Origin of the sequence: Persicobacter sp. CCB-QB2, assembly GCF_001274635.1 — a bacterium.
Classification (GTDB): Bacteria; Bacteroidota; Bacteroidia; order Cytophagales; family Cyclobacteriaceae; genus Persicobacter; species Persicobacter diffluens.
This window is the reverse complement of sequence record NZ_LBGV01000001.1, coordinates 238,968-265,816: the sequence shown is the minus strand read 5'-3', so window position 1 is coordinate 265,816 and position 26,849 is coordinate 238,968. Positions and strand designations below refer to the sequence as shown.

22 protein-coding genes and 10 tRNA genes are annotated in these 26,849 nt (G+C 41.8%); 10 read left to right on the top strand and 22 right to left on the bottom strand.

The window, feature by feature from the left end; translation table 11 throughout:
* Window positions 1-60: 60 nt before the first annotated feature.
* Window positions 61-468, top strand: a complete 408-nt coding sequence (locus tag NG22_RS01320) for a 6-carboxytetrahydropterin synthase (RefSeq protein WP_053404048.1) — start codon at window positions 61-63, stop codon at window positions 466-468.
* On the top strand, window positions 431-1,132 hold the full coding sequence (gene folE, locus NG22_RS01315) for a GTP cyclohydrolase I FolE (protein ID WP_053404047.1): 702 nt from the start codon (window positions 431-433) through the stop codon (window positions 1,130-1,132). Before NG22_RS01320 ends, folE begins: the two co-directional genes overlap by 38 nt.
* 585 nt (window positions 1,133-1,717) lie before the next feature.
* Here folE and NG22_RS01305 read toward each other — a convergent pair.
* The 11 genes from NG22_RS01305 to rpsA all read right to left on the bottom strand — a co-directional run bounded on the left by NG22_RS01305 (window position 1,718) and on the right by rpsA (window position 4,808).
* Window positions 1,718-1,792, bottom strand: a tRNA-Val gene (locus NG22_RS01305).
* Window positions 1,793-1,816: 24 nt separating this feature from the next.
* Window positions 1,817-1,887: transfer RNA gene (locus NG22_RS01300), tRNA-Cys, on the bottom strand.
* A 4-nt stretch (window positions 1,888-1,891) separates the two neighbouring features.
* Window positions 1,892-1,964: transfer RNA gene (locus tag NG22_RS01295), tRNA-Thr, on the bottom strand.
* 57 nt (window positions 1,965-2,021) lie between these two features.
* Window positions 2,022-2,096, bottom strand: a tRNA-Val gene (locus NG22_RS01290).
* A gap of 24 nt (window positions 2,097-2,120) precedes the next feature.
* A tRNA-Cys gene (locus NG22_RS01285) sits at window positions 2,121-2,191 on the bottom strand.
* Window positions 2,192-2,195: 4 nt separating this feature from the next.
* Window positions 2,196-2,268: transfer RNA gene (locus tag NG22_RS01280), tRNA-Thr, on the bottom strand.
* A 57-nt stretch (window positions 2,269-2,325) separates the two neighbouring features.
* Window positions 2,326-2,400: transfer RNA gene (locus NG22_RS01275), tRNA-Val, on the bottom strand.
* Between the two features lie 61 nt (window positions 2,401-2,461).
* Window positions 2,462-2,532 (bottom strand) — tRNA-Cys (locus NG22_RS01270).
* Window positions 2,533-2,535: 3 nt separating this feature from the next.
* Window positions 2,536-2,608 (bottom strand) — tRNA-Thr (locus tag NG22_RS01265).
* 58 nt (window positions 2,609-2,666) lie between these two features.
* Window positions 2,667-2,741: transfer RNA gene (locus NG22_RS01260), tRNA-Val, on the bottom strand.
* A 288-nt stretch (window positions 2,742-3,029) separates the two neighbouring features.
* Window positions 3,030-4,808: a 30S ribosomal protein S1 gene (gene rpsA / locus NG22_RS01255; RefSeq protein WP_053406854.1), complete on the bottom strand. Its 1,779-nt coding sequence runs from the start codon at window positions 4,806-4,808 to the stop codon at window positions 3,030-3,032.
* Window positions 4,809-5,081: 273 nt separating this feature from the next.
* On the opposite strand from rpsA, the gene NG22_RS01250 reads away from it, so the two are divergent.
* On the top strand, window positions 5,082-7,232 hold the full coding sequence (locus tag NG22_RS01250; RefSeq protein ID WP_053404045.1) for a S9 family peptidase: 2,151 nt from the start codon (window positions 5,082-5,084) through the stop codon (window positions 7,230-7,232).
* 346 nt (window positions 7,233-7,578) lie between these two features.
* Here the strand turns inward: NG22_RS01250 and NG22_RS01245 are convergent, their stop codons facing one another.
* On the bottom strand, window positions 7,579-8,277 hold the full coding sequence (locus NG22_RS01245) for a hypothetical protein (protein ID WP_172674301.1): 699 nt from the start codon (window positions 8,275-8,277) through the stop codon (window positions 7,579-7,581).
* Window positions 8,278-8,436: 159 nt separating this feature from the next.
* On the bottom strand, window positions 8,437-8,790 hold the full coding sequence (locus tag NG22_RS01240) for an MmcQ/YjbR family DNA-binding protein (RefSeq protein ID WP_053404043.1): 354 nt from the start codon (window positions 8,788-8,790) through the stop codon (window positions 8,437-8,439).
* Window positions 8,791-9,697: 907 nt separating this feature from the next.
* Between NG22_RS01240 and NG22_RS01230 the strand changes: the two genes are divergently transcribed.
* The 5 genes from NG22_RS01230 (at window position 9,698) to NG22_RS01210 (ending at window position 13,413) form a co-directional block, all read left to right on the top strand.
* Complete coding sequence (locus NG22_RS01230; protein WP_053404041.1) at window positions 9,698-10,396, top strand: YjjG family noncanonical pyrimidine nucleotidase; 699 nt, start codon at window positions 9,698-9,700, stop codon at window positions 10,394-10,396.
* A gap of 1 nt (window position 10,397) precedes the next feature.
* The gene (locus NG22_RS01225; protein ID WP_053404040.1) at window positions 10,398-11,420 is read left to right on the top strand and encodes a low specificity L-threonine aldolase; all 1,023 of its coding nucleotides are present in this window, start codon (window positions 10,398-10,400) and stop codon (window positions 11,418-11,420) included.
* A 1-nt stretch (window position 11,421) separates the two neighbouring features.
* Entirely contained in the window at window positions 11,422-11,973 is a 552-nt protein-coding gene (locus NG22_RS01220) for a hypothetical protein (protein WP_053404039.1), read from the top strand.
* A 71-nt stretch (window positions 11,974-12,044) separates the two neighbouring features.
* Window positions 12,045-12,590, top strand: a complete 546-nt coding sequence (locus NG22_RS01215; protein WP_053404038.1) for a hypothetical protein — start codon at window positions 12,045-12,047, stop codon at window positions 12,588-12,590.
* Between the two features lie 382 nt (window positions 12,591-12,972).
* The gene (locus NG22_RS01210; RefSeq protein ID WP_053404037.1) at window positions 12,973-13,413 is read left to right on the top strand and encodes an SRPBCC family protein; all 441 of its coding nucleotides are present in this window, start codon (window positions 12,973-12,975) and stop codon (window positions 13,411-13,413) included.
* A gap of 1 nt (window position 13,414) precedes the next feature.
* On the opposite strand, the gene NG22_RS17520 is transcribed toward NG22_RS01210, so the two are convergent.
* From NG22_RS17520 to NG22_RS01175, 7 genes are all read right to left on the bottom strand, one after another.
* Window positions 13,415-15,259: a peptidylprolyl isomerase gene (locus tag NG22_RS17520; protein ID WP_082304958.1), complete on the bottom strand. Its 1,845-nt coding sequence runs from the start codon at window positions 15,257-15,259 to the stop codon at window positions 13,415-13,417.
* Window positions 15,260-15,382: 123 nt separating this feature from the next.
* Window positions 15,383-17,050, bottom strand: coding sequence for an AMP-binding protein (locus NG22_RS01200; protein ID WP_053404036.1), 1,668 nt, complete (start codon window positions 17,048-17,050; stop codon window positions 15,383-15,385).
* A gap of 150 nt (window positions 17,051-17,200) precedes the next feature.
* On the bottom strand, window positions 17,201-17,794 hold the full coding sequence (locus NG22_RS01195) for an outer membrane beta-barrel protein (RefSeq protein ID WP_072159015.1): 594 nt from the start codon (window positions 17,792-17,794) through the stop codon (window positions 17,201-17,203).
* A 95-nt stretch (window positions 17,795-17,889) separates the two neighbouring features.
* Window positions 17,890-18,339 (bottom strand): hypothetical protein, encoded by a 450-nt coding sequence (locus tag NG22_RS01190; protein WP_053404034.1) that lies wholly within the window; start codon window positions 18,337-18,339, stop codon window positions 17,890-17,892.
* A gap of 2 nt (window positions 18,340-18,341) precedes the next feature.
* Window positions 18,342-19,034 (bottom strand): hypothetical protein, encoded by a 693-nt coding sequence (locus NG22_RS01185; protein WP_157600803.1) that lies wholly within the window; start codon window positions 19,032-19,034, stop codon window positions 18,342-18,344.
* A gap of 13 nt (window positions 19,035-19,047) precedes the next feature.
* Entirely contained in the window at window positions 19,048-19,341 is a 294-nt protein-coding gene (locus NG22_RS01180) for a hypothetical protein (protein WP_157600802.1), read from the bottom strand.
* A complete protein-coding gene (locus tag NG22_RS01175) occupies window positions 19,323-20,114 on the bottom strand; it encodes a carbohydrate-binding family 9-like protein (RefSeq protein WP_053404031.1) in 792 nt (263 codons plus the stop codon). Before NG22_RS01175 ends, NG22_RS01180 begins: the two co-directional genes overlap by 19 nt.
* Window positions 20,115-20,315: 201 nt before the next feature.
* On the opposite strand from NG22_RS01175, the gene NG22_RS01170 reads away from it, so the two are divergent.
* The gene (locus tag NG22_RS01170; protein ID WP_053404030.1) at window positions 20,316-21,284 is read left to right on the top strand and encodes a TIGR01212 family radical SAM protein; all 969 of its coding nucleotides are present in this window, start codon (window positions 20,316-20,318) and stop codon (window positions 21,282-21,284) included.
* A 247-nt stretch (window positions 21,285-21,531) separates the two neighbouring features.
* Complete coding sequence (locus NG22_RS01165; protein ID WP_053404029.1) at window positions 21,532-21,978, top strand: Hsp20/alpha crystallin family protein; 447 nt, start codon at window positions 21,532-21,534, stop codon at window positions 21,976-21,978.
* 65 nt (window positions 21,979-22,043) lie between these two features.
* Here the strand turns inward: NG22_RS01165 and NG22_RS01160 are convergent, their stop codons facing one another.
* Window positions 22,044-25,124 (bottom strand): hypothetical protein, encoded by a 3,081-nt coding sequence (locus tag NG22_RS01160; RefSeq protein WP_157600801.1) that lies wholly within the window; start codon window positions 25,122-25,124, stop codon window positions 22,044-22,046.
* Window positions 25,125-25,568: 444 nt separating this feature from the next.
* A complete protein-coding gene (gene rodA / locus NG22_RS01155) occupies window positions 25,569-26,849 on the bottom strand; it encodes a rod shape-determining protein RodA (protein WP_053404027.1) in 1,281 nt (426 codons plus the stop codon).

The window sequence follows — 26,849 nt, the reverse complement described above, 5'->3', positions numbered from 1 at the left end:
TAATTTTGGGGGTTCGGGCAACCATCTCAATCAACAATCAATCTATTAGATCAAAAATTTATGAAAACAGCGGTTTATCGAAAAGAACATTTCAATGCTGCGCATCGGTTGCATAATCCGGAGTTAAGTGATGAAGAAAATAAAATGCTCTTCGGAAAGTGTAATAACCCGAATTATCATGGTCATAATTATGAACTTATCGTTAAAATAACCGGCGATGTAGATCCTAAAACTGGCTATGTTTTTGATATGAAAGTACTTAGTCGGATGATCAAAGAGTTGGTGCTCGATAAGTACGATCATAAAAATTTGAATCTGGACACCGAAGCATTTAGAAATTTAAATCCAACCGCTGAAAATATTGCCCGAGTGATATATGATGATCTAAAACCACATATTTCACCCGATCAAGACCTCAAAATCACATTGTATGAAACAGAACGGAACTTTGTCGAATATCCCGCATAAGGAAAAGCTTGACTGGGAAACCATCGAAACGATGGGTGACGAGCATATTCCGGGATCCGTAGACACCCCTCTTCGCCCCGATGCTTTTGAGCTTGATGATAATGCTAAAATTGAGCAGATCTCAGCACATTTTAGGGAAATCATGCATATTCTGGGTTTGGACCTTGAAGATGACAGCCTCAGCGGAACACCTCACCGCGTAGCCAAGATGTATGTGAAGGAAATATTTAGTGGCTTAAACCCTGCCAATAAACCTGATGTCAAGCTGTTTGACAATAAATATGCGTATCAGGAAATGTTGGTAGAGAAAAACATTGAACTATACTCTAACTGCGAACATCACTTTGTACCGATTATCGGCAAAGCCCATGTGGCCTATATTCCAAACGGGAAGGTTGTCGGGCTCTCCAAATTGAACAGAATAGTTCAGTACTATGCCAAGCGCCCACAGGTACAAGAGCGACTGAACATGCAGATTGCGACTGAACTAAAGAAAATGCTACAAACGGAAGATGTGGCCGTAATCATCGACGCCACTCACCTTTGCGTTTCCAGCCGCGGAGTAAAGGATACTTCCTCCAGCACCATTACGGCACATTACAGCGGTAAATTCAAAGAGGAAGCCCGTAAAAAAGAATTTTTGGCTTACGTCAACGGAAAATAGAAATATTAGCTTTGCGCCTAATTTCACAAAAGCTACAGTACTACAGGTATTGTAGCTTTTTTATTTTTGGGCCCCACGCTAGCGTGTCAGGCTATCGGCAGTCGCTTTTTTTTGAGAAACAAACCGCAGCTTCCCCCAAAAAACTACTATCAAAAAAAGAGCTCCAACAAACGGCTACGCCTCTGCCTCTATCCTTGGCCCGAACACCCGTTCGCCATTTTTCACAAAATCACCCAAGCTTGAAAATCGCTTCTCTTTCCATTTCCACGACGACCTCCTATTTAGTGGTTAAAGCCGGATTATTCATGCTTCACTCCTCCTTTAGCTGTAAGGCAGCAAAAATGAAGGAATGGCTTCCTATTTTGAATTTTTCCCAACGAAGCAGATGAATGAGGAGAAAGCAAACTTACCCCAATTTGGGCTATCAGAAATTTAGCAGGCCCAATCGTTATAAATTGACAAACAACTTCATGTATCGGACTCTAAAGCTAGCGGTGAATAATTCGGGTTAATACTGTCACCCCTGGACAGTAAGCCAAAAAATGAGCATAAAAAAAGCACAATCCAAAAATGAATTGTGCTTTGTGGGCCCTACTGGATTCGAACCAGTGACCCCCTGCTTGTAAGGCAGGTGCTCTGAACCAACTGAGCTAAGAGCCCGTAACGCTCCTCAACGTTATCGAGAGGTCTCGAGCGGATTCGAACCGCTGTACGAGGTTTTGCAGACCTATGCCTAGCCACTCGGCCACGAGACCATTGAGCCTCCAGTCGGACTCGAACCAACGACCTACTGATTACAAGTCAGTTGCTCTACCAACTGAGCTATGGAGGCTAAATACTTTTTCAATTTAGAATTACTCGTTTGTAATTCCCTTCACATCTTGTGATGTGGGCCCTACTGGATTCGAACCAGTGACCCCCTGCTTGTAAGGCAGGTGCTCTGAACCAACTGAGCTAAGAGCCCGTAACGCTCCTCAACGTTATCGAGAGGTCTCGAGCGGATTCGAACCGCTGTACGAGGTTTTGCAGACCTATGCCTAGCCACTCGGCCACGAGACCATTGAGCCTCCAGTCGGACTCGAACCAACGACCTACTGATTACAAGTCAGTTGCTCTACCAACTGAGCTATGGAGGCTAAAGATTTTTTTATCGCGGAACCACACGTTTGTAATTCCCTTCACATCTTGTGATGTGGGCCCTACTGGATTCGAACCAGTGACCCCCTGCTTGTAAGGCAGGTGCTCTGAACCAACTGAGCTAAGAGCCCCAGTGCGAAAAGCCCAATGCTTTTCGCGTGGAGATACTGCATCCCAATCGGTTTACAGTTGAGGTCTCGAGCGGATTCGAACCGCTGTACGAGGTTTTGCAGACCTATGCCTAGCCACTCGGCCACGAGACCGTGAGCCTCCAGTCGGACTCGAACCAACGACCTACTGATTACAAGTCAGTTGCTCTACCAACTGAGCTATGGAGGCTAAATATTCTTTTTCGTTACGGAACCACACGTTTGTAATTCCTTTCACATCTGTGATGTGGGCCCTACTGGATTCGAACCAGTGACCCCCTGCTTGTAAGGCAGGTGCTCTGAACCAACTGAGCTAAGAGCCCGAATAAGTAAGCGATTTGGTATTCGCTTGTTTTATTGGGAGTGCAAAGATAGAAAACTTTTCTTTTTCACTAGCAGAAATTCCACTTTTTTGAAAAGATTTTTCTTTGCGAAAAATCGATATTAAATCAATCCAATATTTCAATAAAATGGCCATTAAGCGCCCCCTAAGGCCTTTTCTGAAGGGAATGCAAAGGTAGTAATCATTTGTTTTTATGCAAACCCTCAAGGAGAAAAAAAGCGCCAAAACTGGCGCCTTTTTATTATATTTCTAGCTTTCAGATGGTTAATTATTTACCACCTTCCATCTTTTTCTTCAATGCTGCCAATGCATCCAAGTCACCCATAGTGTCTTTTTCTACATTTGCATTGCTAGCGGCTGCTGGAGATTTCTTCTTGCTAGGAGCGGCTTTCTTAGGCGCCTCTGCTGCTACTTCTTTGAAAGTTGCAGTGTGAGACAATACAATACGCTTCTCGTCTTTAGAGAACTCAACAACTACGAATTTAGCAGTTTCACCTGCTTCCAAGTTAGTCTCGTCTTCTTTCACCAAGTTTTTAGAAGTTGCGAATCCTTCGATACCGTAAGGCAACTCAAGAACAGCTCCTTTATCATTCTTGTTCAAGATTGTACAATCGTGCTCAGAACCTTTAGTGAAGATTGTCTCGAAAGTATCCCATGGATTCTCTTCCAATTGCTTGTGACCTAAAGCCAAACGACGATTGTCAACATCAAGCTCCAATACTTTTACGTCCAAAGTCTCACCAACTTTAACGAACTCAGATGGGTGCTTGATTTTCTTAGTCCAAGACAAGTCAGATACGTGAACCAAACCGTCGATACCCTCTTCCAACTCGATGAATAGACCGAAGTTAGTCAAGTTACGAACAACACCCTGGTGCTTAGTACCTACTGCGTACTTAGTCAATACATCGCCTTTAGTCCATGGATCTTCAGACAATTGCTTGATACCCAAAGACATTTTGCGATCTTCGCGATCCAAAGTCAATACAACAGCCTCTTGCTCATCACCAATTTTGATGAAGTCCTGAGGGTTGCGTAGGTGCTGAGACCAAGACATCTCAGAAACGTGAATCAAACCTTCAACACCTGGGATGATCTCCAAGAATGCACCGTAGTCAGCTACGTTTACAATCTTACCTTTAACTTTAGAACCAACCTGAATCTCCTCAGACAATGAATCCCATGGATGAGCAGTCAACTGCTTCATACCCAAAGAAATACGTTTTTTATCTTCGTCGAAATCCAATACTACAACCTTAACCTTTTGGTCAAGCTGCAATACTTCCTCTGGGTGGTTGATACGACCCCAAGAGATATCTGTAATGTGAAGCAAACCATCAACACCACCCAAATCGATGAATACACCGAAGTTGGTCATGTTCTTGATTACACCTTCCAAAATCTGACCTTTTTCAAGGTTGTTCAAGATTTCAGCTTTTTGCTTCTCAAGATCTTTCTCGATCAATACTTTGTGAGATACAACTACGTTGTCGTTAGCGTGGTTGATTTTCACAACCTTCACTTCCATTTTCTTACCAACGTAAACGTCGAAATCACGGATTGGCTTAACGTCAATTTGAGATCCTGGCAAGAAAGCCTCTACACCATAGATATCAACGATCAAACCACCTTTAGTACGGCGCTTAACCACACCTTCGATAACGCTGTCTTCCGCCAAAGCACCCTGGATTTGCTCCCATGCTTTAACGATTTTCGCCTTACGACGAGACAATACCAACTGACCGTTAGCATTCTCTTGCTCTTCAACGAAAACATCAACTTCGTCACCTACTGACAATTCTGGAGTATCACGGAATTCAGCCGCTGACACCAAACCATCAGATTTAAAACCAATGTTCAATACTACGTCACGATCAGAGATAGAAACTACAGTAGCTTTCACTACTGACTTCTCTGTTACCGCGTTCATAGTGCCATCGATCATGGCTTCCATCTCTGCACGCTTATCGGCAGAATACTCATCACCAAAGCCTTTTGCACCAGCTTCGATTTCGTCCCAATTAAAATCGTTAGGATCTACTGACATAATAATATGTTGCTCTATAATACTGAATAACCCTAGAGCAATCAGGCCACTCAATTGATTAATAAGAATCCCTTTTCAGGGCCGCTCACTCGAACGAAGTGCAAATGTAAGATTATTTTTTCAGAATAACTCCCTTAGCACCAAAAAGAAATCACGCAGATGGATAAGAAAAGGATTCAGCTTAATCCTATTTAATTCAAAGTAAAGTCCGGATAATCATTTTGCGCTTTACTATTAAGGTTCTATTTTCGCTTTGAAAAAATTTTGAACCTTATGAATAAAAAAGTCTTGAGGCTGATCCCTGCTTTGGTATTTATACTAAGTAGCAGCTGGGCCCAAAAACAGACCCTTGATCTGAAAACCTCCATTTTAGGAGTATATTCCAAACTTTACCCGGATTACAGTAAGCAATTACAATGGGTAAAAGGAAGTAATGAATACAGCCTGATTGAAAAATTGGATGGAGAGGATCATTTAATGATGGTTCGCAAAAATGATGAGCAAAGCATCATCTCCCTTCCGGAGCTCAAACAGGCACATGAAGCTTTGGCCAATTTAAAAGCAATGCCTTCATTAAAGTGGGTTGATCCGCAAACGCTTGCCTTCCATGTAGGGCTGAAGTTTTTCAAACTAGATGCTACGAACAAAAAAGTAAGCCAGTGGGCCTCACTTCCGGAAGGAGCTGAAAATTTAGAAATCAGCCCAACCTGTGATGCAATCGCATTTACCCGGGAAAACAATCTTTATGTTTGGCAAGGTGATAATTTCAAAGCCGTTACCACAGAAGAAAATGAGGCGATCGTCAGCGGCCAGGTACCTTCCCGAAATGAGTTCGGCATTCATAATGGCGCCTATTGGTCAGAAGATGGAAAAACTTTGGCTTTTTACCAAAAGGATGAAACTGCGATAAGTATTTACCCTTTGGTGGACGTGACTTCACTTCCGGCTAAGGAAATGCCGATCCGTTACCCGATGGCCGGACAAGCAAGTGAGCATGTAAAATTGGGAATCTACAATTTAGAGCAGGAGAAAACCGTATTTGCTCAGGTGACCGGCCCTAGGGACCAATACATTACCAATGTCACCTTCGGACCGGAAGGCAAGTTTATCTATGCGGGCATCATGAACCGTGAGCAAAACCACATTACCCTTAACCGCTACCAACTTTCAGATGGTGCATTCGATAAAACTTTATTCGAAGAAAAAGAGGAAAAATACGGACAGTGGCATTATCCATTACAATTCGTTCCGAATCGTCCAAATGAATTCCTATGGGTGAGTGAAAGAGATGGTTTTGAGCATTTGTACCGCTACAACACCAAGGGAGAATTACTTAACCAGGTAACCAAAGGAGACTGGATGATTACCGAAATTTTAGGATTTGATAAAAGCGGTAAAAAAATCAATATGGTCGGAACAGCCAACTATGGTATGGATCGCCAAATTTATGTAGCAGATGTTAAAAACACCGGCCAAAAGAAAATCTCTCCAAAGTCCGGTGTTTATACTGTAAAATATAATAAAGCGAACAATCAATTCCTGGCCACTTTCAGCTCCAATGAAATCGCACGTGAGGAAAGTATTTTGGCTGCTTCCGGTAAAACCGTAAAAACCATCCTTACTTCTGAAAACCCAATGGAGCAATACCAGGTAGCAAAGCCAGAGCTTTTCCAAATCACTGCTGCTGACCAAGCCACTCCACTAAACTGCAGAATCATCAAGCCAAGTAATTTCGATCCCAATAAAAAATATCCGGTGATTGTTTACACTTACAATGGCCCGGGGGTTCAGCTGATTACCAACCGCTATAACACCGGCGCCTCCACCTGGATGTACACTGCTGCGGAAAAAGGATACATTGTCTTCACTGTGGATGGAAGGGGCTCCCACAACAGAGGCAAAACCTTCAAGCATGCCACGCACAAAAAACTGGGCACGGAAGAAATTGCCGACCAACTCGAAGGTGTCAATTGGCTAAAAGCCCAACCATGGGTAAATGCCGACAAAATGGCGATACACGGATGGTCTTATGGAGGATTCATGACTACTTCTTTGATGTTGAAAGCACCGGATACCTTCAAAGTCGGTGTTGCCGGCGGCCCGGTGATGGACTGGAAATATTACGAAGTAATGTACACAGAGCGCTATATGCAGACTCCGGAAACCAATCCGGAAGGTTTTGCTGAAGCTTCACTTTTAGACAAAACCCAAAACCTGAAGGGAGATTTATTAATCATCCACGGATCGATCGACCCTGTAGTAGTTCCTCAACACAGCATGGCTTTCCTAAAAGCCTGTGTAGACAATGAGGTAAAAGTAGATTTCTTTACTTACCCCATGCATGAACACAATGTAAGAGGAAAAAATCGGGTTCACCTGATGGAAAAAGTACTTGATTATATTGACGAAAAATTAGGAGAATAATTCCTTCCAAAACAGACAAAAGGCTGCCCGAAATCCCTCAGGCAGCCTTTTTTTATATTAGTCCGGATTATTCATACTTCAATCCTCGTTTAGCTGTAAGGCGGAAAAAATGAAGGAATAGTTCGCTATTTCAAGTTTTCCCCTACGAAACAGATGAATGAGGAGAAAGCAAGCTTGCCCAAATTCGGGCTATTAATAATTAACACAACCTTACTAACCTGACAATAAACGACTTAATCTGACCTACTAAATCTAGCGATGAACAATTCAGAAAACTCTCAAAAACCAAAAAAAAGGCTCAACGATGTACCTCGGAAAGCCTTTTTATATAAGTTATTTTCACTTTTTAATCATCATATAAATCATCCTCATCATCATTTACTAACTGAGGAACCATCACCCCTTGATCTTGATTCGGACTGGCGGCAGGATCCACCTCCTCTTGTTTCTCCTTGGCCTTTTTCTTTTTCTTCCCGAATGGCCACCAGCTCTTTTTCTCCTTTCCGCCTCCAATATTGGTAGCAGAAGTACCACCCTCTATGTGCTCCATCGGCTGGCCATTTTCATCCAATTGCGTAGGGGCCTGTGCCCTTGGGGCTGGAAGATAATCCAGGAAATACCTTAAATAAACAATTTGATCTTCATTGAAGTGATGCTCGACCGTATCTTTTTGTTGAGCCACCTGGGTAGTATCCGCAAAAAGCGCCGGATTCACTTCTCCAAACTCCACGGTATCTGCCGCAGCCATAGCATAGGTAGCCTCATCCATTTCACCATCCATAGGTCCCTCTACCTTTCGATCACGGGCATATTTATACTCCATTGGAATGGTCATGGGCTTATCTTTCTTTTGCCAAAAAGCATAAACCGGTGGTGATTTACGAATACCGCCCTTCGTTTTACGCCCCCTAGTTTCAGGAAATAGGGGATTGCCATCTCTGTCCATCGTAGAGAAGGTTTGGTCAGCGACCAGCGTATCGAAAATAAATGCACTATGATAAGCGGGGCAAATATTTTGCTTTCGGCAAGACATTGACCCCAGCATCACAAGCATTATTAGAATTAAATGCTGATAAGAACGCAAAAAAACACCTGTTTTAGATCTTGAAAGATTCTGGGCAAGATAATTAAATGTTCAAAGAACACAAAAAATAACCCAACCCAACAATTAGAGTTTGTCGTGATTTACTCTTTTACGTATAAATCACATCCCTTGTAATAATTCTTTATCTTTTTTCGTCAATTTACTCACCACCAAGTCGTAAGAATGATCAATTAATTCCATAAACAATTGATCACCGACCCTTCCATTGGCTTTGATTGAATTCCAATGTTTTTTATTTAAATGATACCCTCCCTTAATCTCCTCATACGCTTCCCTCAATTGAATCGCCCTTTCCGGATCACATTTCAGGCTTGCGCCTTCAAATTGCTCTAAATTACACAGGGCAAACATTTTCCCCATCACCTTAAAAACTAAAGTGGTATCATCAAAAGGCAATTCTTCAGTAACTCCTTTTTTGGCCAAACAATAATTTCGAAAGCTATCTAAATCCATTCTGATTAATTGAAAATTATAAACCTATTCTTGAACAAGGTATAAATTAAATAAATATTCCCAGCATACATTTTTTAAGCCGATAAATCCTTTTAAAACCCATGCCTAAAATGGTTTTTCGACAGAAGTTGTCCTGATTTTCAAGCCAAATAATATCAAAACTGAATCAATAACTATGTGGCGAATGATTTCATGCATTTCCATCTAATAAATTTACAAAAGATACGGTGGTAAATTAACCCGAAATATTCACGCTATAAATCCCCGTTTAGCTGCAAAATGGGAAAAATGATGCAATTTTCCCTATTTCATTCCCCCCCTCAATGAAGGAGATGAATGAGAAGAAAGAGAGCTTGCCCAAATCCGGAGTTAATTACAAATAAGCAATCACAACTATAGCAGACTAAAATTAAATCACTTAAACCGAATCGCTTAATTTATCGGTGAATATTTCGGATTTAGCCCACCTGGATCACTTTTCCTCTAGCTGTGCACATACATCTAAAATTAAAATCACCCAAAAACGTCAATGATTCAATGAAAAGTGATTAATAGCATGTTTAAAAGCACACAATCCGGCTGCAAATTCGAACTATTGGAAGCGATTTTGGATAATTCCTCAACAATAGTGATGAAATTCTCTAATAATAATCCTTTATCGCTTCTGCAATACTTCAAATTTTCGCTGCGAATTTTGGCTATTAAACACGGCCTAACAGTTCGTTTCATTTTCAAGACTGGAAAAGAGAAACAACTATTATCCAGATTGGAATTTGAAAAGCCCCTTTTTACTTTATTACAGCAGAATTTAGTAAGCTTTAAGCGATTGAAAACTTTAAAGCCATTCCCTAGACTTCAGACCATTCCGGATTTTTAACTATCTTGAGGCCTTAAAAATTTGAGATAAGTGAAAAAGTATAAATACATCTTTTTTGATCTGGATCACACCCTTTGGGATTTTGAAAAAAACTCCAGCCTGGTGCTAAAGGATCTTTTTGAAGAACATCAAATTTCTTCCACGGGAGAAAATATTACCCTGGAGGCCTTTTTGGAGGAATATGAAAAAGTCAATCACCAGCTTTGGGCCCTATACAACAAAGATGAAATCAGCAAAGAGGATTTAAGAGATAGTCGCTTTACTACCGTTATCCGAAATCTGGGTGGAAATCCGGATCTGATTTCCGCGAACCTGGGGGAGGTATATTTAGAAAAGAGTCCACACATGCCTCATGTATTTCCCAATACATTTGAAACCCTGGAAGCTTTAAAATCCCAATATCCGCTTTATATTATCACCAACGGCTTTGAGGAGGTGCAACACATCAAAATGGAAGCTTCCAAATTAGCGCCTTATTTTGAAGCGGTTTTTACTTCCGAAAAAGCAGGCTATAAAAAACCTCACAAGGGGATATTTAATTTCGCCATGGAGACGATTGAGGCTCAGCCTGAAGAATGTATCATGATTGGAGATAATTTCGATACCGATATTGCAGGTGCGAAAAAAGCGCAAATCGACCACATTTTCTTCAACCCCACACGCAAGAAACATGGCAAAAAAATTCAACACGAAGTACACGATTTAATTCAAATCCTGGACATCCTTTAAAATGAAAATAGATTTAAGAAGCGATACCGTCACCAGGCCCACTCCCGAAATGCTTGACGCCTTGTGGGCAGCGCAGGTAGGCGATGACTTATTTGATGAAGATCCGACGGTGCATGCGCTGGAAGAAAAAATAGCACAAATGTTCGGTAAGGAAGAAGCCATGTTTTGTCCTTCCGGCACGATGACGAACCAAATTGCCATTAAACTGCATACACAGATGGGTGACGAAGTCATCTGTGATGAACTCTCTCATATTTACCATTATGAAACCGGGGGAATGGCCTTTAACAGTGGCGTGCAAGCATCGCTCATCAAAGGGGATCATGGACGCATTACTGCTGCGCAAGTAGAAGAAAAAATCCGACCGGATGCCTTTTACATGCCAAAAAGTACTTTAGTCTCTTTAGAAAACACTTGTAACAAAGGCGGAGGAGCTTATTACCATTTAGAAGAGATCAAGAAAATTAGATCGGTTTGTAAACAGCACGAGCTCCCTCTGCACCTGGACGGTGCCCGCTTATTCAATGCACTGGTAGAAACAGGGGAAAGTCCTCTAGCTTATGGCGAGCAATTTGATACCATTTCCATTTGTCTTTCCAAAGGCCTTGGCGCCCCGATTGGCTCGGTACTTTTAGGCACCAAAGAACATATGGCCAAAGCATTGCGTATCCGAAAAGTACTGGGAGGCGCCATGAGACAATCTGGCTATTTGGCTGCAGCGGCAATTTATGCCCTTGATCATCATATTGCAAAATTAAAGGAAGACCATAAACGCACCAGAATCCTGGCCGAAGCCCTTGCCCCACTTCCCTTTGTGGATAGGGTGATTGCACCAAGCACCAATATTTTAATTTTTGATATTCGACAGGATTTGGATGCCATGGCTTTCTTAAATGTATTGGCAGAAAAAGATATTTATGCCGTCCCTTTCGGTGGTCAAAGCATTCGTTTTGTCACTCATTATGATTTCACAGACCAACACCTGGAAGAGACAATTTCCAGACTAAAGAAGATTGATTTATAATATGGCAATTTGGCGTTTCATCCTCTTAAATCTGATGTTTATTACCGGAATTTCGGCTCATGCGCAAGATTATCTTAATCTGCCAGCTAACTACCAGTTTAAAAACATCGAAGATTATCAACGCTATCGTAAACATGCGTATGAGGCAATGAAGTGGATGATTCGCCAACCTGTCCAACAAAAAAATGCGGAATGGGATCTTGCAGCAGCTTTCATTACCCAATATCTGGAAGGGAGCCCCGAAGTCAATATTCACCTGAAAGCGGTTTATTTAAAGGACATTATTTCGGATAAAAATCCGAAAATCAGTCAAAAACTCCTCATCCCTTATATGAGCGCCATGGCCATGACGCAAATGGATTTCCCCCATGCTTCCTCCGTCATGATTCAGAATAATGGCCACCAAATACTGCTTCGTTTATATGAAAACCTTCGGAAAGAAAATAAAAACAAGTATTTGGAAAAACTGCGCAAGAAAAATCGACAAGGAGATTTATACCAATGGATTACCACTATGGAATCTCAGGAAGAAAATACTAAAACAAAGGGATAGTTTTCATTTCTCCTGATTCAAAAAACATTAATATTGGGAATTGGAATCCTCTACCATTTTTCAGAAAACCAATGATCCATAGTGTCAATTTCTCCGAATTAAAATCCCCTCTCCCCAAAGCAGCTATCAACCGATGGCAAAGTCAAATTGAAGAAAATCCTGAAACTATTTCCCACATTTTAACATTTTTATCTACCGGAGATGATAGAGAAAAATCCAATGCGGCCTGGATTTCCAGAGGATTTTTTGATAATAATCCTCAAACATTACCCCAATACCTTCCTGAACTTATTTCTATTTTAGTCAAAACCCAACATATTCCAGTAGAACGGAATATCCTGGGAATTTTTCAAAGCCTCAATGCCTTTCCTGAAGTCCTTCATGAAGATTTATTAAACGTTTGCTTGAGCATTTTAGAAAAACGAAATTACCCTACCGCTAACAAAATTTTCGCCATGACCTGTTTGGCTAATATCATTCCCATATACCCGGAATTAGCCTCAGAAGTCATTATCCTTATTGAAGATCAATGGGACTACGGTACTGCTGGTTTTCAAAACCGGGCTAATAAAATCCTTCCTAGATTAAAAAGTCTACAAAAAAACCAATTCCAATAACTTATCCCGGATGTTACGCCGCTGTCAGGCTAAGCCGCCCCAAGAAACTCATCCCCAATGGTTCACCGAAAGATGCTAAATCTACCACACGAATCTCATAAGTGGTATTTTTTGATTGGTTTTACTGTTTTTTTAATAACCCACGATTGAATAGGCATGCTCCTTTATCTTCTGGCTCCCTGGTAAATAAACCAAAGAGCGACTATTCCTTCAACTTTCCCTCCTTGAAGCCAAAGGAGGTTTTAGGCATACCTAATTCAGGTAAAATTTCACAAAAAACTTACCCAGAGCAATTTATCGAATAACAATCGAAAAGTCACCTCATATTGCTTTTCAAGTTTCGCCCTCTTATTTTGTACATCCAGACTACTCCATAATACGCATGAGAAAAGCCTTTTCCTGTGAAGAGCGATTTGACCTACCTAAAAAACACGTTTGGGAATTTGCCATAGATTTTCAAAATGTCCCGCTATGGCTGAAAGAGGTCAGGACCATTGAGCAAATAGGTGAAAATCAATTTGAGGTATCTATTCATTCTGAAACAGGAGGGGAAGATTACCTTTCCAGATTTCGTGTGACCGATATCGACCCGGAGAAAGCCTTTACTATTGAATCCAAAAGCGGTGGCATACTGGTAAAATACCATTACAATTTTACCAGCTTAAACCAAAAGTGTAAAGTTCGACTGGATGTTTGTTGCGAAGGTAAAAATGCCTTTTGGGCTGCTTTAAGTCCCTTTATGGTATGGATGATCCGCTCTTCGGACAAAAGGATTTTACAACAATTAAAAAAGACGCTCCAAACTAATGAAGCACCTTCCTAAATTATTTCTTTTTAAATTTCACTTCCATTATCTGATCTCCAACACCAAGCCTTTCTACCGTTTCCATTCCATAGACAACTTTGGCAAAAATGGTATATCGTCCATCCAGTCTGGGAGTGCTGGTATAATTAATAAAAAACTGACAGCTTTCCGTGTCCTTTCCTGCAGAAGCTAAGCCTACACTACCTGCCTCAAACTGATGCTCATCAAATTCTGAAGGAATCACCCAATTCATTCCTCCGAATCCATCTCCACGAGGACAAGCTCCCTGCGCCACAAAACCAGGTACCACACGATGAAAAGTTTTCCCCTCATAAAAGCCCTCATTCCATAATTTTAAAAATGCCGTCACCGCAGCTGGAGCAGCTTCCGGCAATAACTCCAATACAAAGCCGCCTTGAGTAGTGTAAAACTCAAATTGTGGATGAGGAGGCAAGAAGGACAACTGTTGCCAATCAATCGATAGCATATCAGCTGGATTGGCCTTATTGGGAGTTCTGCCTTCCATCTTGGCCAAAAGGCCCTCAAGTTCATTATACGCTTCCAGATCAATTGGAAGCTTCAGTTCATTTTTAAGTTCACTTAGTCTTAATTGCCAATCCGAATAGTCTTCCCAATTCGACTGCAACCACAAAGCGCCATAATAAATCATGGCAACGTCTCTGCTTTGCATCCCTTGCCACAACACCCTCTTGAACAAATCTGATTTCGATTGCTCCGGAAATTGATTCGCCCATTCTATGATGGCTTCAAATACGAAAGCCTGCTCAGGAACAGAGGCCCTGGCCAAACCTTCTTGCAAAGCCTCCAGACCTGTAGGAAAGCGGGCATAAGCCTTCCATAACTCCCCTTTTACATAAACATTACGGGCAGTATCCAGCGCTGATGAGATCAATTTCATATCTCCGGTTTTCCCCAACCATTGTGCTTTGGGAATCATAAGCGGCATCTCCAAAGCCCAGTCGGATTTTACCCAATCAGCCTCCGGCAAAGCACTGACCATAATGGAAGCCACATTATATAGCGGATCTTTTAATAATTTCTTGATCAAAGGGATATCCGATGAATTCCAATCTTTGCCTATTGCCCGAATTGCTGCACACTTTTCCATAGGCGCCAATGTTTGCTTGTCCAATACATACTTCAACCATCCAGCGTTTCCTTTCATTTTCCCATAGGCTTCCAGCAAATGGCAACGCGTTTCTTTGTTGTCACTTTCCTCAAACAAAGCTTGAATTTGAGGAATGAGATCTTGCTGATCGATAATGTTTCTGGCCAGAATATTTGCCGCCAAAGATTGGACCTCCCTACCATTTTCATCTTGCAGGCATGTCAAAACATAAGCCTGGACCTGATCATTATAGGCCCCATTTTGAGCAGCATAGGTCAAGGCCCGTAAATTCCCCGGACTTGCCGGCTGATCCAGCAAAACCCCGACCTGTTTTGGAGCCAAACATTTCCCTAAGGCCATGCGAATTTCTTCCAAAGTACTTTCCTCCTGACTTCTCAATAAAGCTGCCTGCAAAGAAGGAAAGGCCTGTTGTTTTGCTAATTGCCCCAAGGCGAAAGCTGCCGCAGCCCGCACTTCTTCCTGATCATCAGCCAGGGCGAATTTCAAATCATTTAGTGCTTTTTCATCCTGGACAGATCCCAATGCTCTAGCCGCAGATCGCCTGATGTCTGCCTGATCGGATTTCAAAAAATACAATAGCGTATCAGTATTGCGCTGATTTTGGAATTCATGAATTTCCTTCCATTGTAAATACACCTTGCCCTGATCCGAGGAATAGGGATTACACGATAAAAAAACAATAGCGAAAAATATAAATGAAAAGTATGGTTTCATTTTAAGGTTAAGGTTGATGATTGTAAGCCAACACAAAAGCTACATTATGCCTTTTGGCCTCCGTTAATAAAAATTAAAAATAAAGAAAAAGCCAGGAGCTCCATACCCCTGGCTTTAAAATTTCTATTTTAACAAACGCCTCATGATTTTCCCAACACTGGACTTCGGAAGCTCTTTCCTAAAAGCAAACTGTCGAGGGCGCTTATAAGCCGTGAGATTCTCTTTACAATAAGCGGCAATTTCATCCTCAGTTAGGCTTTCGTCTTTTTTCACGATAAAGGCCTTAGGCGCCTCGGTGGATTTATCATCCGGCACCCCACAAACCCCAACCTCCAAAACCTTTGGATGAGAGGCGATCACGGATTCGATCTCATTTGGAAAAACGTTAAAACCGGAAACATTGATCATTTCCTTTTTACGATCCACCAAATATACGAAACCATCCTCTGCGATGTAGGCAATATCGCCTGTGCGCAAATATCCATCTACAAACACCTTTGCGGTTTCGGTATCATTATTCCAATAACCTCCCATTACCTGTGGGCCTTTTACGCATAACTCGCCCTTTTCCCCAAAAGGAAGTACCTCGTCATTTTCTCCTACAATCCTTAAATTTGTGGAAGGAAATGGTATTCCAATCGAACCCAGACGGGTATTATCATGAAATGGCTGGCATGAAACTACAGGAGAACATTCAGTCAAACCGTATCCCTCTCTTAACACTACGCCGGTTTTGGCCTTCCACTTTTCTGCTACGTGATCCTGAATTGCCATGCCACCTCCAATAGAAAGCTTTAGCCGCTTAAAGCTCAATTCATCAAACTGTGGCTGGCTCATCATCCCATTAAACAGGGTATTTACTGCGGTAAAAATGGTCACCTCATGCTTCTTCCACTCTCCAAGGAAGGCTTTCATATCCCTTGGATTGGTAATCAGGACGTTCTTACATCCATATTGAAAAAAGGTCATAAAGTTCACCGTGAGTGCAAAAATATGGTATAGAGGTAAAGCCGTCACCACGACCTCGGTACGCTCCTCCAGTAAATTTCGCATCCAGTGAATATGTTGCTCAGCATTAGCCAGCAAATTCCGATGAAGCAACTTTGCTCCCTTGGCGACCCCTGTGGTCCCCCCTGTATATTGAAGAAAGGCGATATCATCACGACCAATTTCCACTGGCGAAAACTTCAGCTTTTGGGCTTCCTTCATCACTTTTTTGAATGGAATGGCATTTGGCAAATGAAATGGAGGAACCATTTTCTTCACGCGCTTCACCACAAAATTCACCAGGGGACCTTTTAATGCCCCCAGCATATCCCCCAATCCGGTCACCATCACCAATTTAAGGGACGGCACTTTATGCATTATTTTTTGAAGATTATGTGCGAAGTTCTCGACGATCAAAATAGCCGAAACATTGGCATCATTAAATTGGTGTTCCATTTCTCTGGCCGTATAGAGTGGATTAGTATTCACCACCACCATACCGGCTTTCAAAACCCCGATCAGGGCAATCGGGTACTGCAGGACATTCGGCATCTGTAAAGCCACGCGATCTCCCCTTTTGAGGCCATTGGCTTGTAAATATGCCGCAAATTGGTCTGATAGCGTATCCAGCTGTCCATAGGTAATTTTCCCACCCATACACTCAAAGGCCACCAAATCCTGGTATTTATCCATGGCGGTTTTTAACATCTCCACCAATGAATTATACATCTCCCCTGAAATCTCATCCGGCACGCCGGCTTCATATTGATTAATCCAGGGTTTCAACTCATTTATATTCTCCATAAATCAAAAAGAAACCAAAAAATCTCAAAGAGTTTCTAGCAAATCCAAATTTTATTAGGCACAAAAATATGAATTTATTATAGTAGTCCGATAATAAAAAAAGAGCAACGCAAAATTCAGGCGAATAGATCAAAAATAAAGCTGAAAAATCTAATAATCATATCGTACAAAACGATAAGCCAAACCGATATTGAGCTGCAAATACTGCATTGGGCTATTATCTACAAAAACATGATTATAACGCAAGGCAGCCAGGAGCTCAATTGTCTCAGTCAAATTCAAATAAGCACCGATTTCCGGCACCATTCCAAAGTAACTTCCTTTATCTATTTCTTCGGCATCATCCCCAAGAAAGACCTCAGCATTGAACAAATAAGTCCCTAAGGCCAATCCTGCATAGGGTTTAATCTTACTGTCCCAGGGTAAATAATAGTGGGACTGCACCAAAAGAGGGTAAACCTTAGTAGAAAGGCCCACGGGAATTACACCACCCGCCGGATTCTGAATAGATTTCCCTAATCGAAAATCATTGATTCCTGAGGAAAGCCCGACACTCCACTTTTCAGGATAAATAAAATATTCAAGCGTAAAGTGCCCACCCCGACCACTGTAACTGGAATATAAATCCTGAAATTCCCCTATGGGTTGTGCCATAGCATAAGAGGCGGTCATTCTAAATTTCTGAGCAAAAGAAAAACTGGTGCACGCAAGGCAAAAAATCAGGCTTAGGAAAATTTTGTTCATAGGAGCTGTAGGTTCTAATTGATGTAATAATTTACGAAGCCCTCCATAAAAAAGGCGGAGTCTCCTCCGCCTTTTTTCTCATCTATCTAGAAAAATCACAATTCTCCATTTTCGTACATTTCTTCAAGCGCCTTCCATTGCGCCTCGGTCAGCCCTCCCATCGCAAATAAGGAGATACCCTCTGCTCCATTTTTCAGGGAATGTCTTACTGCTGCTTTCAGGCTATCCGCCTGCGTTAAATCCGGTAAAAATAATCCACTATACAACTGAGTCTCCGAATGCTTCAAATTCGCTTTTCCCCACTGCACCTGCTCGCCTACCCAGGCCACTGGTGCTTCATAGAAACCATTATACAACATTGGCAATACCGCATCCATATGCCATGATTTCCATTCCTGTTTCACTGATGTCCAGTTTGGAAATACAGCTGCAGAAGCTAACTTCCCACGCTTATGCACCTCAGGGATCAAAATATCATTCGCCAAATGGGTGATCAAATCCATACGATATTGTCTCCAACTATCGCTTTGGGTGGGATCCTCCATCTCTAAAGGATCCTGCCCGAATTTATCCTTATAACCATTTCGACAACGCTCACAATAGCAGTAATCATACTCCGGGTATTCTTTATCCTGTACAATGCCATAATTATCCAAAGGCCTTTTGCCAGAATTACATCTGGGTGACGGATATAATCAAAATGAACCCCGTCAATATCATAAGCACAAAGTTCTTTTACGGTGCCTAAAATAAACTGCTGCACCTCCTCACTTGAGGGGCACATAAAACGATAATAATTGACATAGGCCGGCTTATCCGAAGAACTCTCTCCTTTTCTATTCACATTATACCAATCCAGCTTTGCCGGATCCTCATAATTTGCCGGATTATTATTCGGCATGGTCCACATCCACGCATGACATTCCAAGCCCGCTTCCTTTACCAAGGGAAGCATACGCTCCAACCAGGGCGCCTTCACCGGCAAACGTTTGCTGCCAAAAAATGCTTCATTTCCTGCATAAATTTCTAACAGGACCGCGTCAAAACCTGCTTGTTTCAGTCGATAAAACTCTTTCCTCCAAACCTCGTCGGTTTTCTCCAAATCTGGCGTTACCCAAACCCAGTTCTTCGTTTTCTTAGAAGTAAATTCCTGCTTGGAACTTTGACAAGCAAACATTACTAAAACTGAAAAAATACTGAGGGCCAGTAGCCTCAATCGTAAAAAATTTAGCTTTTTCATAAATAGTGATAATTTAATGTACTGACCATAATTTACCTTCCATATTCACATAATAGCGTCTTCCGGTAATGGAGGAAGTTGCTCCAAAACATAAGCTGGGTCCAGGGTAAATCTCAACCTGCTCGATGTCTTTTGGTAATTCAGGAAGGCTTGTCAATTCGGCCAATTGGTAAGTGTAGTGTTGGTGTTTGGCTTTGAATGCCAATTCCGCATCTGCGATTTCGTAAAGGTATTGTTGTAAGGTAAAATCAGGGTCCGCCAGGAACTCCTCTTCACCTTCCCCGGCTTTCAATTCCGAAAACTGCAAATAGCCCATCGATTAGGGCGGTGCATATCAATCTTTCCGGTCGGTGACCAAACCCAATTATATTCCGGCTTTGGTTTTCCATTCGGCCCTTTAACTTTCTCATATTGCCCATCAACCACCTCCAAATCGTAATGCACACGAGAAAAATTCAGTCTCCACTGGTCTCCTGCAATCGGGGCTCCACCTCTGGAGGAGAGCTCTTTCAAACTTGACCATGGCATCGCGATCTCCACAGACCAGGAACGATCAATATCTTGCGGATTATTCAAAGTACCATTCAAGGCTACCTTTGTTTTCATACCCTTAATATCCCAGTCGAAGATGGGTTTTCCGTTAAAGCGGTAAGGTCGGGTTAACATTAAATCCCACTCGGTCCCTAAAGCATTGATCTCAAATTCATAATAATGCTGCCCATCGCCATTAGCGTCAATGAAGACTTCGAAATCATTATCGAGATAAATGATGGACTCTCGCTCGGTTAATGTTCCCCATAGGTGAGGTTCTTCCATTTCGGCATAGAAATACAAAAACGCATCATCCCAAAGCATTTTTACCCGGGTCTGGTACTTTGGTTTTGGACGAATGTCCCCTTCAATATCAACGAAATCATTACTCCAGGGCACTTTAGACCAAGCAGTCTCTTCGGGCATCCCGTCAATTTTTATTGCTTGATCGGTCTTATAACAAATATAGTGTTGGGGAAAGTCCACAAACTGAGCGTGAGCGATTCCAAAACTCCATAGCAACAATCCCAGACAAAAAATCCTTAGCATGAAATAAAAGTATTGATGAAAAATTTACAATTAAGGTAAAGGCGGCTACTTACATGGGGATTACTTTTCGGTAATAAAAAGCTAATACATCTTGGAAAGGAACTAAATTATGCACTTTCTCCCAAAAAAAGAAGGTTGGCATTTTGCTTGCATGCTTAGTTTAGCAAATTTTTAAAGCAAGAATATTACTTTTGCGTTCTTATGATTGATGCAAATACACCTCCCAATTTTTGGGATAGCGGAAGAAGGTATAATGCCTATGTAGATTATTTGAAGCAAACCTATGGCGGACGGATCCAGAAGGTTTCTATCAATGCAGATTTTACCTGCCCAAACCGGGATGGTTCTCTGGGCAGAGGAGGATGTACCTTTTGTAATAATGATAGTTTTACGCCTTCCTATGTGAGGGAAAATCCAAGCATCACGACGCAACTGGAGAAAGGCTTGAAATTCCTAAAAAAGCGGTACAAGCGAACCGCGAAATTTGTGGGCTATTTTCAGGCCTATACCAATACCTATGGAGATTTAGAAGATCTCAAAAAAGTATATGAAGAAGCACTCGCCCATCCGGATATTGAAGGATTGGTGATCGGCACACGACCAGACTGCATCAACGAAGCGCAACTGGACTATTTTGAAGCACTGGCAAAAGAACATTTAATTGTGTTGGAGTATGGCATCGAGTCTTGCTACAATGACACCCTGGACAGCGTGAATCGTGGACACAGCTTTGAAGATTCCGTCAGGGCCATCAAGATGTCTGTTGGCAGGGGTTTTCATGTAGGAGGACACTTAATGTTCGGTTTTCCAAATGACAGCAGGGAAAGAATGCTGGCACAGGTAGCGTTGATCAATGAATTACCATTAGATTCCATAAAATTTCATCAACTGCAAGTAGTGAAAGGGACGATCATGGCCAAAGAGTACAAAGATCACCCTGATCAGTTCAATTTTTTCGACCGGGAAGAGTATATCGACTTTGTGATCGATTTTGTGGAGCGCCTTCGCCCGGATCTACAAATTCAGCGATTTACCAGTGAGGCTCCTCCTGCCATCAAAATAGCCCCTAATTGGGGTATGGTCCGGGGAGATACTTTGCTTTCCCAAATCGAAAAGCGATTGGAAGAAAGAAATACCTGGCAGGGGAAATTATTCTCCTCAAGCCATTAAAATGAAACTCACCCGGCAAAACGTCGGGTATTTTTTTGTCGGCAGCAACCTCATTTGCGCTGAAATCGGAAAAAAACACTTAAATTAAGTCATTTTGTCATCAAATAGGCGATAAAATGAAATTTAAATGACAAATTGTCATCAACAAAGTCTGCATTTAAGGCAAATTGTCCTAAAAATTGGAATGGTACAGGAGTTGATAAAAAGAGATTGTATTTGATAACGAAAACTTTAAACAACAATAGTTATGATCGCTACAATCAATAAAACTCCTCGCACTTTAGTTAACAACGCTAATGATATTCTTCGAGCTTTCGATAGAAACTTTAATTGGCCTGCAGGAAGTGATTACGCAGTCTCTAACAGCCCGGCCAATGTTTATGAAGAAGAGTCCGGATACAAAATAGAATTAATGGCTGCCGGTTATAAAAAAGAGGAAATTACTCTATCTGTAAAAAATGGAATTTTAACCATTAACGCAGAAAGAAAGGAATCAGAAGAGACTGAAACAGAAAAGGTAACTTCAAAAGTAATCCGAAAAGAATTTGAGAGCAAGCCCCTTGAGAGAAGCTTCAAATTACCCAAATCTATTGATCAGGAAAGTTTAACTGCTCAATTTGAGAATGGCATCTTAACCATTGAGATGAAGAAACACAAAGAAGTAGATATGGTTAAAGAGATTGCAATCAAATAAGCTTAATTCCAAAAGCCAAAAAAAACAAAAGCCTCTTCCTGCAATTTGGAAGAGGCTTTTTCATATTAGTTAAAACTTCTTTTCAACATTATTCGCGTGGTCATCAATTTAGATTCATTTCCGGCTTCATCTCGGAATTTGATGTACACCACTTTTTCTCCATCCTCTCCCGGAAGCTGAACAGATTTCGTTTCCTGATAAGGCTCCCATTTCCCTCTTGCAAAAGATGGGGAGAAATCAATCATCATCTGACGCGCCTTATCTGCTTTTATTTTCAGGATAACTTCCTTACCGGAATCATTGGTATATTTTGCGCCATCATTTATAACAAAATCCAATCCTTTAGGCGGCGTAACATCCGAAATTATAGAGGCAGAAACTATAGCGCTTTCATTACCTGGTTCATCCTTAAACTTAGCGTACAAAACCTTTTCTCCATCCGGATCCGAGAACTGATAACTCATAAAAGATTTATAGGGCTGCCATTGCACATTTGAAAAATCCTTTTTCTCAGACAGCACCATGTATTTCGCCCCCATTGCTTTCAGCTGCACCTTTACTAATCGCTTAGCATGCGTAGTAAAAGAAGAATCATTATTGATTCGAATTTTACACTGTACAGGAGGTTCCCGGTCCAGAATCACCCGACCATAAGAAGGCGCCGACTCCACTCCTGCCTCATTTCTAAATTTGGCAAAAACAGATTTCACCCCATCATTACCATCCAGTTTAAAATCTACATTAGCTTGATAAGGCTGCCATTTGGCATTTGAAAAATGCTCCCAATTCGATAGCATCATTTCACTGGCACCATTCACATTGAAATTCAGCTCTACCACCTGGTCCATGGCATTAGTATACTTAGTGCCATTATTAATTTTGAAACTCACCACCTCTACCGGAGAAGTATGGAAATTCACTTTACCGGACCACGGCGCTGAGATATTTCCGGCAAAGTCTCGTGTATATACAAAAACTTCCTGTTCTCCTTCACGGTCTTCCAATAGCCAAGCCACTAAACCTTCGTACTTTTGCCATTTAGACCGGTCCTCTAAAGCCTGATGATCCAAGGCTTGTGCACTGATCCGCATAAAGGCTGCGCCCTCCGCTTTCACCGCCACTGGCACTCTTCTGTCGCGAGCCGTAACATAATAATTCCCATCATTCACCTCTCCGCTGATAATTTTTGGAGGAGTAGTATCCAGCATAATGCGTGCTCGAACAGGATCCGTCTCGATCTTAGCCTTGTTTCGGAACTTGGCATAAACCATTTTCATTCCATCACCCGGCTCAATCTTGTGCATAAACTCGGTTTGATAGGGTTGCCATTCACCTCCGGCGAAATGTTCATCATTGGCGATCATCATTTCATTCGCCCCCTGTACCTCTAATGAAACCTTTACATTTAAATTATCACCGGTATGCCATTTTTGACCGTCATTAAGTCTGAATAAAACTTTGGTCGGTTTGGTTCGGTCCAGGGTTACAGATGCCGTAATCACCTCTGATTTATTCCCTGCACGGTCAGCCAACTGCAAATAAACCATTTTCAAACCATCCTCTCCGGCAAGTGTCCAGGGACGTATTTCTGTCTGGAAAGGTCTCCAGGGTGCTTTTGTAAAATCCACAGAATTACTCACCCTCATGGCATAAGCATCCTCACCAGCCTCAATAGTCAAAGCGGTTACTCTATCTTTTGCCGTCACATAGGGTTCTCCATCATTCACAATCAGTTTACCTACCGGAGGCTTTGAGTCCAAAAGCACCTCCGTACTTAATGCTTCAGACACATTCCCTACCTCATCTTTAAACCTCGCATAAATGACCTTTTTGCCATCTCCATCAGATAATTTAAGGTTCAGCTGCTCGGCATAATCCTGCCATTCTGCATCAGTGAAGCTAGCGTTTTCACTAATTTGCATAAAACGAGCGTCTTTGGCCTTTAGGCGAACAAAGGTCGCCTGTTCAGCGATAAATTCTTTTCCATTCGCCACCTGAATACCCAATCCTTTGGGTTCTGTCCTTTTAAGAAAAATCTTAGCTTGATTGACGGTCGAAATGTTTCCAATCTGATCCGCCAAACGAAGATAAACCGTTTTTAATCCATCTTCACTCGCATCAATCTCCCATGGAATAGTCGTTTGGTATGGGAATTTTTCCGATACCGTGAAGTCGGCATCATTACTGACTTCCATGTACTTCACCCTATTTTTATCTTCGACTACAACTGAAAGCTCAACATTTCCCTTGGGGTTAGAAACATACCTTTGACCATTATTAATTTTAAAGGAGTTGATTTCTGGGCCCTGACGATCCAACTTTATCTCAGCAGTAACCGCTTCGCGTGTTCTATTTTTGGCTTTATCCATGAAAAATACGCCAATCTTCTTAATCCCATCTTCCCCCTTCAAAGTCCATGGGACTTCCATAAAGCCATCTAAACCAGGCTGAAAACGCATCACCTCCGCCACCTGATGATCGACCACGCGGATCATTTCCACATCCAGGGCTTTAATCTTCAGCAAAACTTCTGTTTGGTTGGTTACCTCCTCCTGATCATTAATCAAAATTTGGCCATTGCGCGGGGCCTCACGATCCAGGCGAATCGAAGCTTCCAGCAAATCAGATCTATTACCGGCACGATCCTCCAAAATAGCATATACCTTTTTCAAGCCATCTCCGTCATCATCCAGTTTCCATCGCATGGTTTGCTCCAATGCGATTGGCTGGGTATTTTCCGGAGAAGCATGATTGGCTATAAACAGCTTGGCATTTTCATTGGATTCAACACTTAAAATCACCCGCCCCTGAACATCATTCGTGAATTCGCTTCCGTCATTAATAACAATTTTTCCCTTAGGCGCAGCACGATCCAGGACAATTGTCCCCACATCTGCCGGGGAGACATTACCTGCTTTATCTTTAAATCGTAAATAAAGCTTTTTCAAGCCGTCACCACCATTGAATTGGTAGCTCACGCCTTCCATAGAAAAATCAAGCCATCTGGCACCGGAGAAATCGGGATTTTCGGAGAGCTGCATTTGATCAATAAATCCTTTGGTGGAAGGATTTACCAGGTCAAAACTCACCTTTATAAAGGAAGAATTGGTGTATTTATTACCTCCATCAAGAATTACTCTTGCCACTTTATGAGATTGAGCTATTAGGCTAAGTGGTAGCACAATCATCAACAATCCCAGCAAAAAAAACCGGGAACATCCCTTAAATTGAATCATTGTTGTTGGGTAATTTTTATCAATAGGTCGAATTCAAATACTCATTAAAAAGTGTAAAAATCCTTCATTTTTAAGGAGCTATATCCTGCAAGGAAAAAATCCAAATTAAAAAGACTTAATCACTATATTAACAATTTTAAACAAAAATACGCAGTTTCATCCCATAAAGTGCAATAAAAATAGAATAGATGTTGAAGCATATCAATGCTTTTTATCACAAGCTATTGTAATACTTTATTACACAAAACCTTACATGGCCTAAAAACCTAAGGCAGCTATTCCCTTTTTTTACATTTTTTTTAATGCCGCCGCTATGGCATTTTTCAATAAACAAATCAAATAAAAGCCCGACGATTAGCGAACCATCACCTGCATCCTGTGAGCATCCAGTTTCAGGAATATAAAAATCAGTATGGTAAATGCCCATAAAGACGACCCCCCGTAACTCACTAAAGGTAAAGGAATTCCGATCACCGGGAAAAGTCCTATTGTCATGGCTACATTTACGAACCAGTGAAAGAAAATAATGGAAACTACGCTATAGCCATACACCCGCGCAAAGCGGGATTTTTGTCTTTCTGCTAAAAATATCAGACGGTACATTAAAAAAGCAAACAAAAACACCACTCCAACAGATCCAATCCAGCCGTGCTCCTCTCCAATGGTGCAAAAAATAAAGTCGGTACTTTGTTCGGGCACAAAATCAAACTTTGTTTGGGTTCCGTTTAAAAAACCCTTACCCCAAAAACCACCTGATCCAATCGCAATTTTGGACTGTGTTACGTTCCATCCTACTCCAAGCGGGTCCCCGTCCGGGTCAATCAAAGCTTTTACGCGCCCTTGCTGGTGAGGCTTCAATACATTATACACAAAATAGTTAACCCCAAAAGCTACCGAACAAAGAATACCGAAACCGGCTATTATGGTGATAATGCGCTTTTTGGTCCGCTCACCGAACCAGGCGAGCAGGAAGGCAATAACAGCCAACCCTCCAATGACATAAATGGTCGGATACAACAAGGCCATCAGGCAAACTACTCCTACGATAAAAGTCACCACCATGATCAGGGGCGTTAATCCCTCTCGGTAAAAAGCAAGAACCAATGCTAAAAACACCAGTGCAGAACCGGTATCCCCTTGTAAATGAATTAAAAGCATAGGAATCGCAATCCAGATAAAGGCATTCCGGTAAGTTTCTATCTTATCCATCCTCAGGCCAGGGTCAGACAAAAATTTAGCCACCGCCAGACCGGTTGCGAATTTGGCAAACTCTGCCGGCTGTAGCCGAAAAGGACCAATCTCCATCCATGATTTAGAACCCGCTACTTCCCGACCAAAAATTAACACCAGGATCAAGGAAAGCATCACTGCCCCATAAATCACATAGGCGAAGGAGTCATAAAACTTAAAGTCAACCGCAAAAATGATGGTAATCAAAATGATGGTGGTCCCCACCCAAAGCAATTGCTTTCCGGAGTTGATACTCAAATCAAAAATGCTGCGTTGCGCCTCCTCATCATAAACGGCGGCATAAATATTCAGCCAGCCGATTGTGACCAGTATAAAGAAAATCAGGATGGACAACCAGTCCACACGACCAAAGAAATTCCCTCTATTCTTACCTTGTAGCTCCAT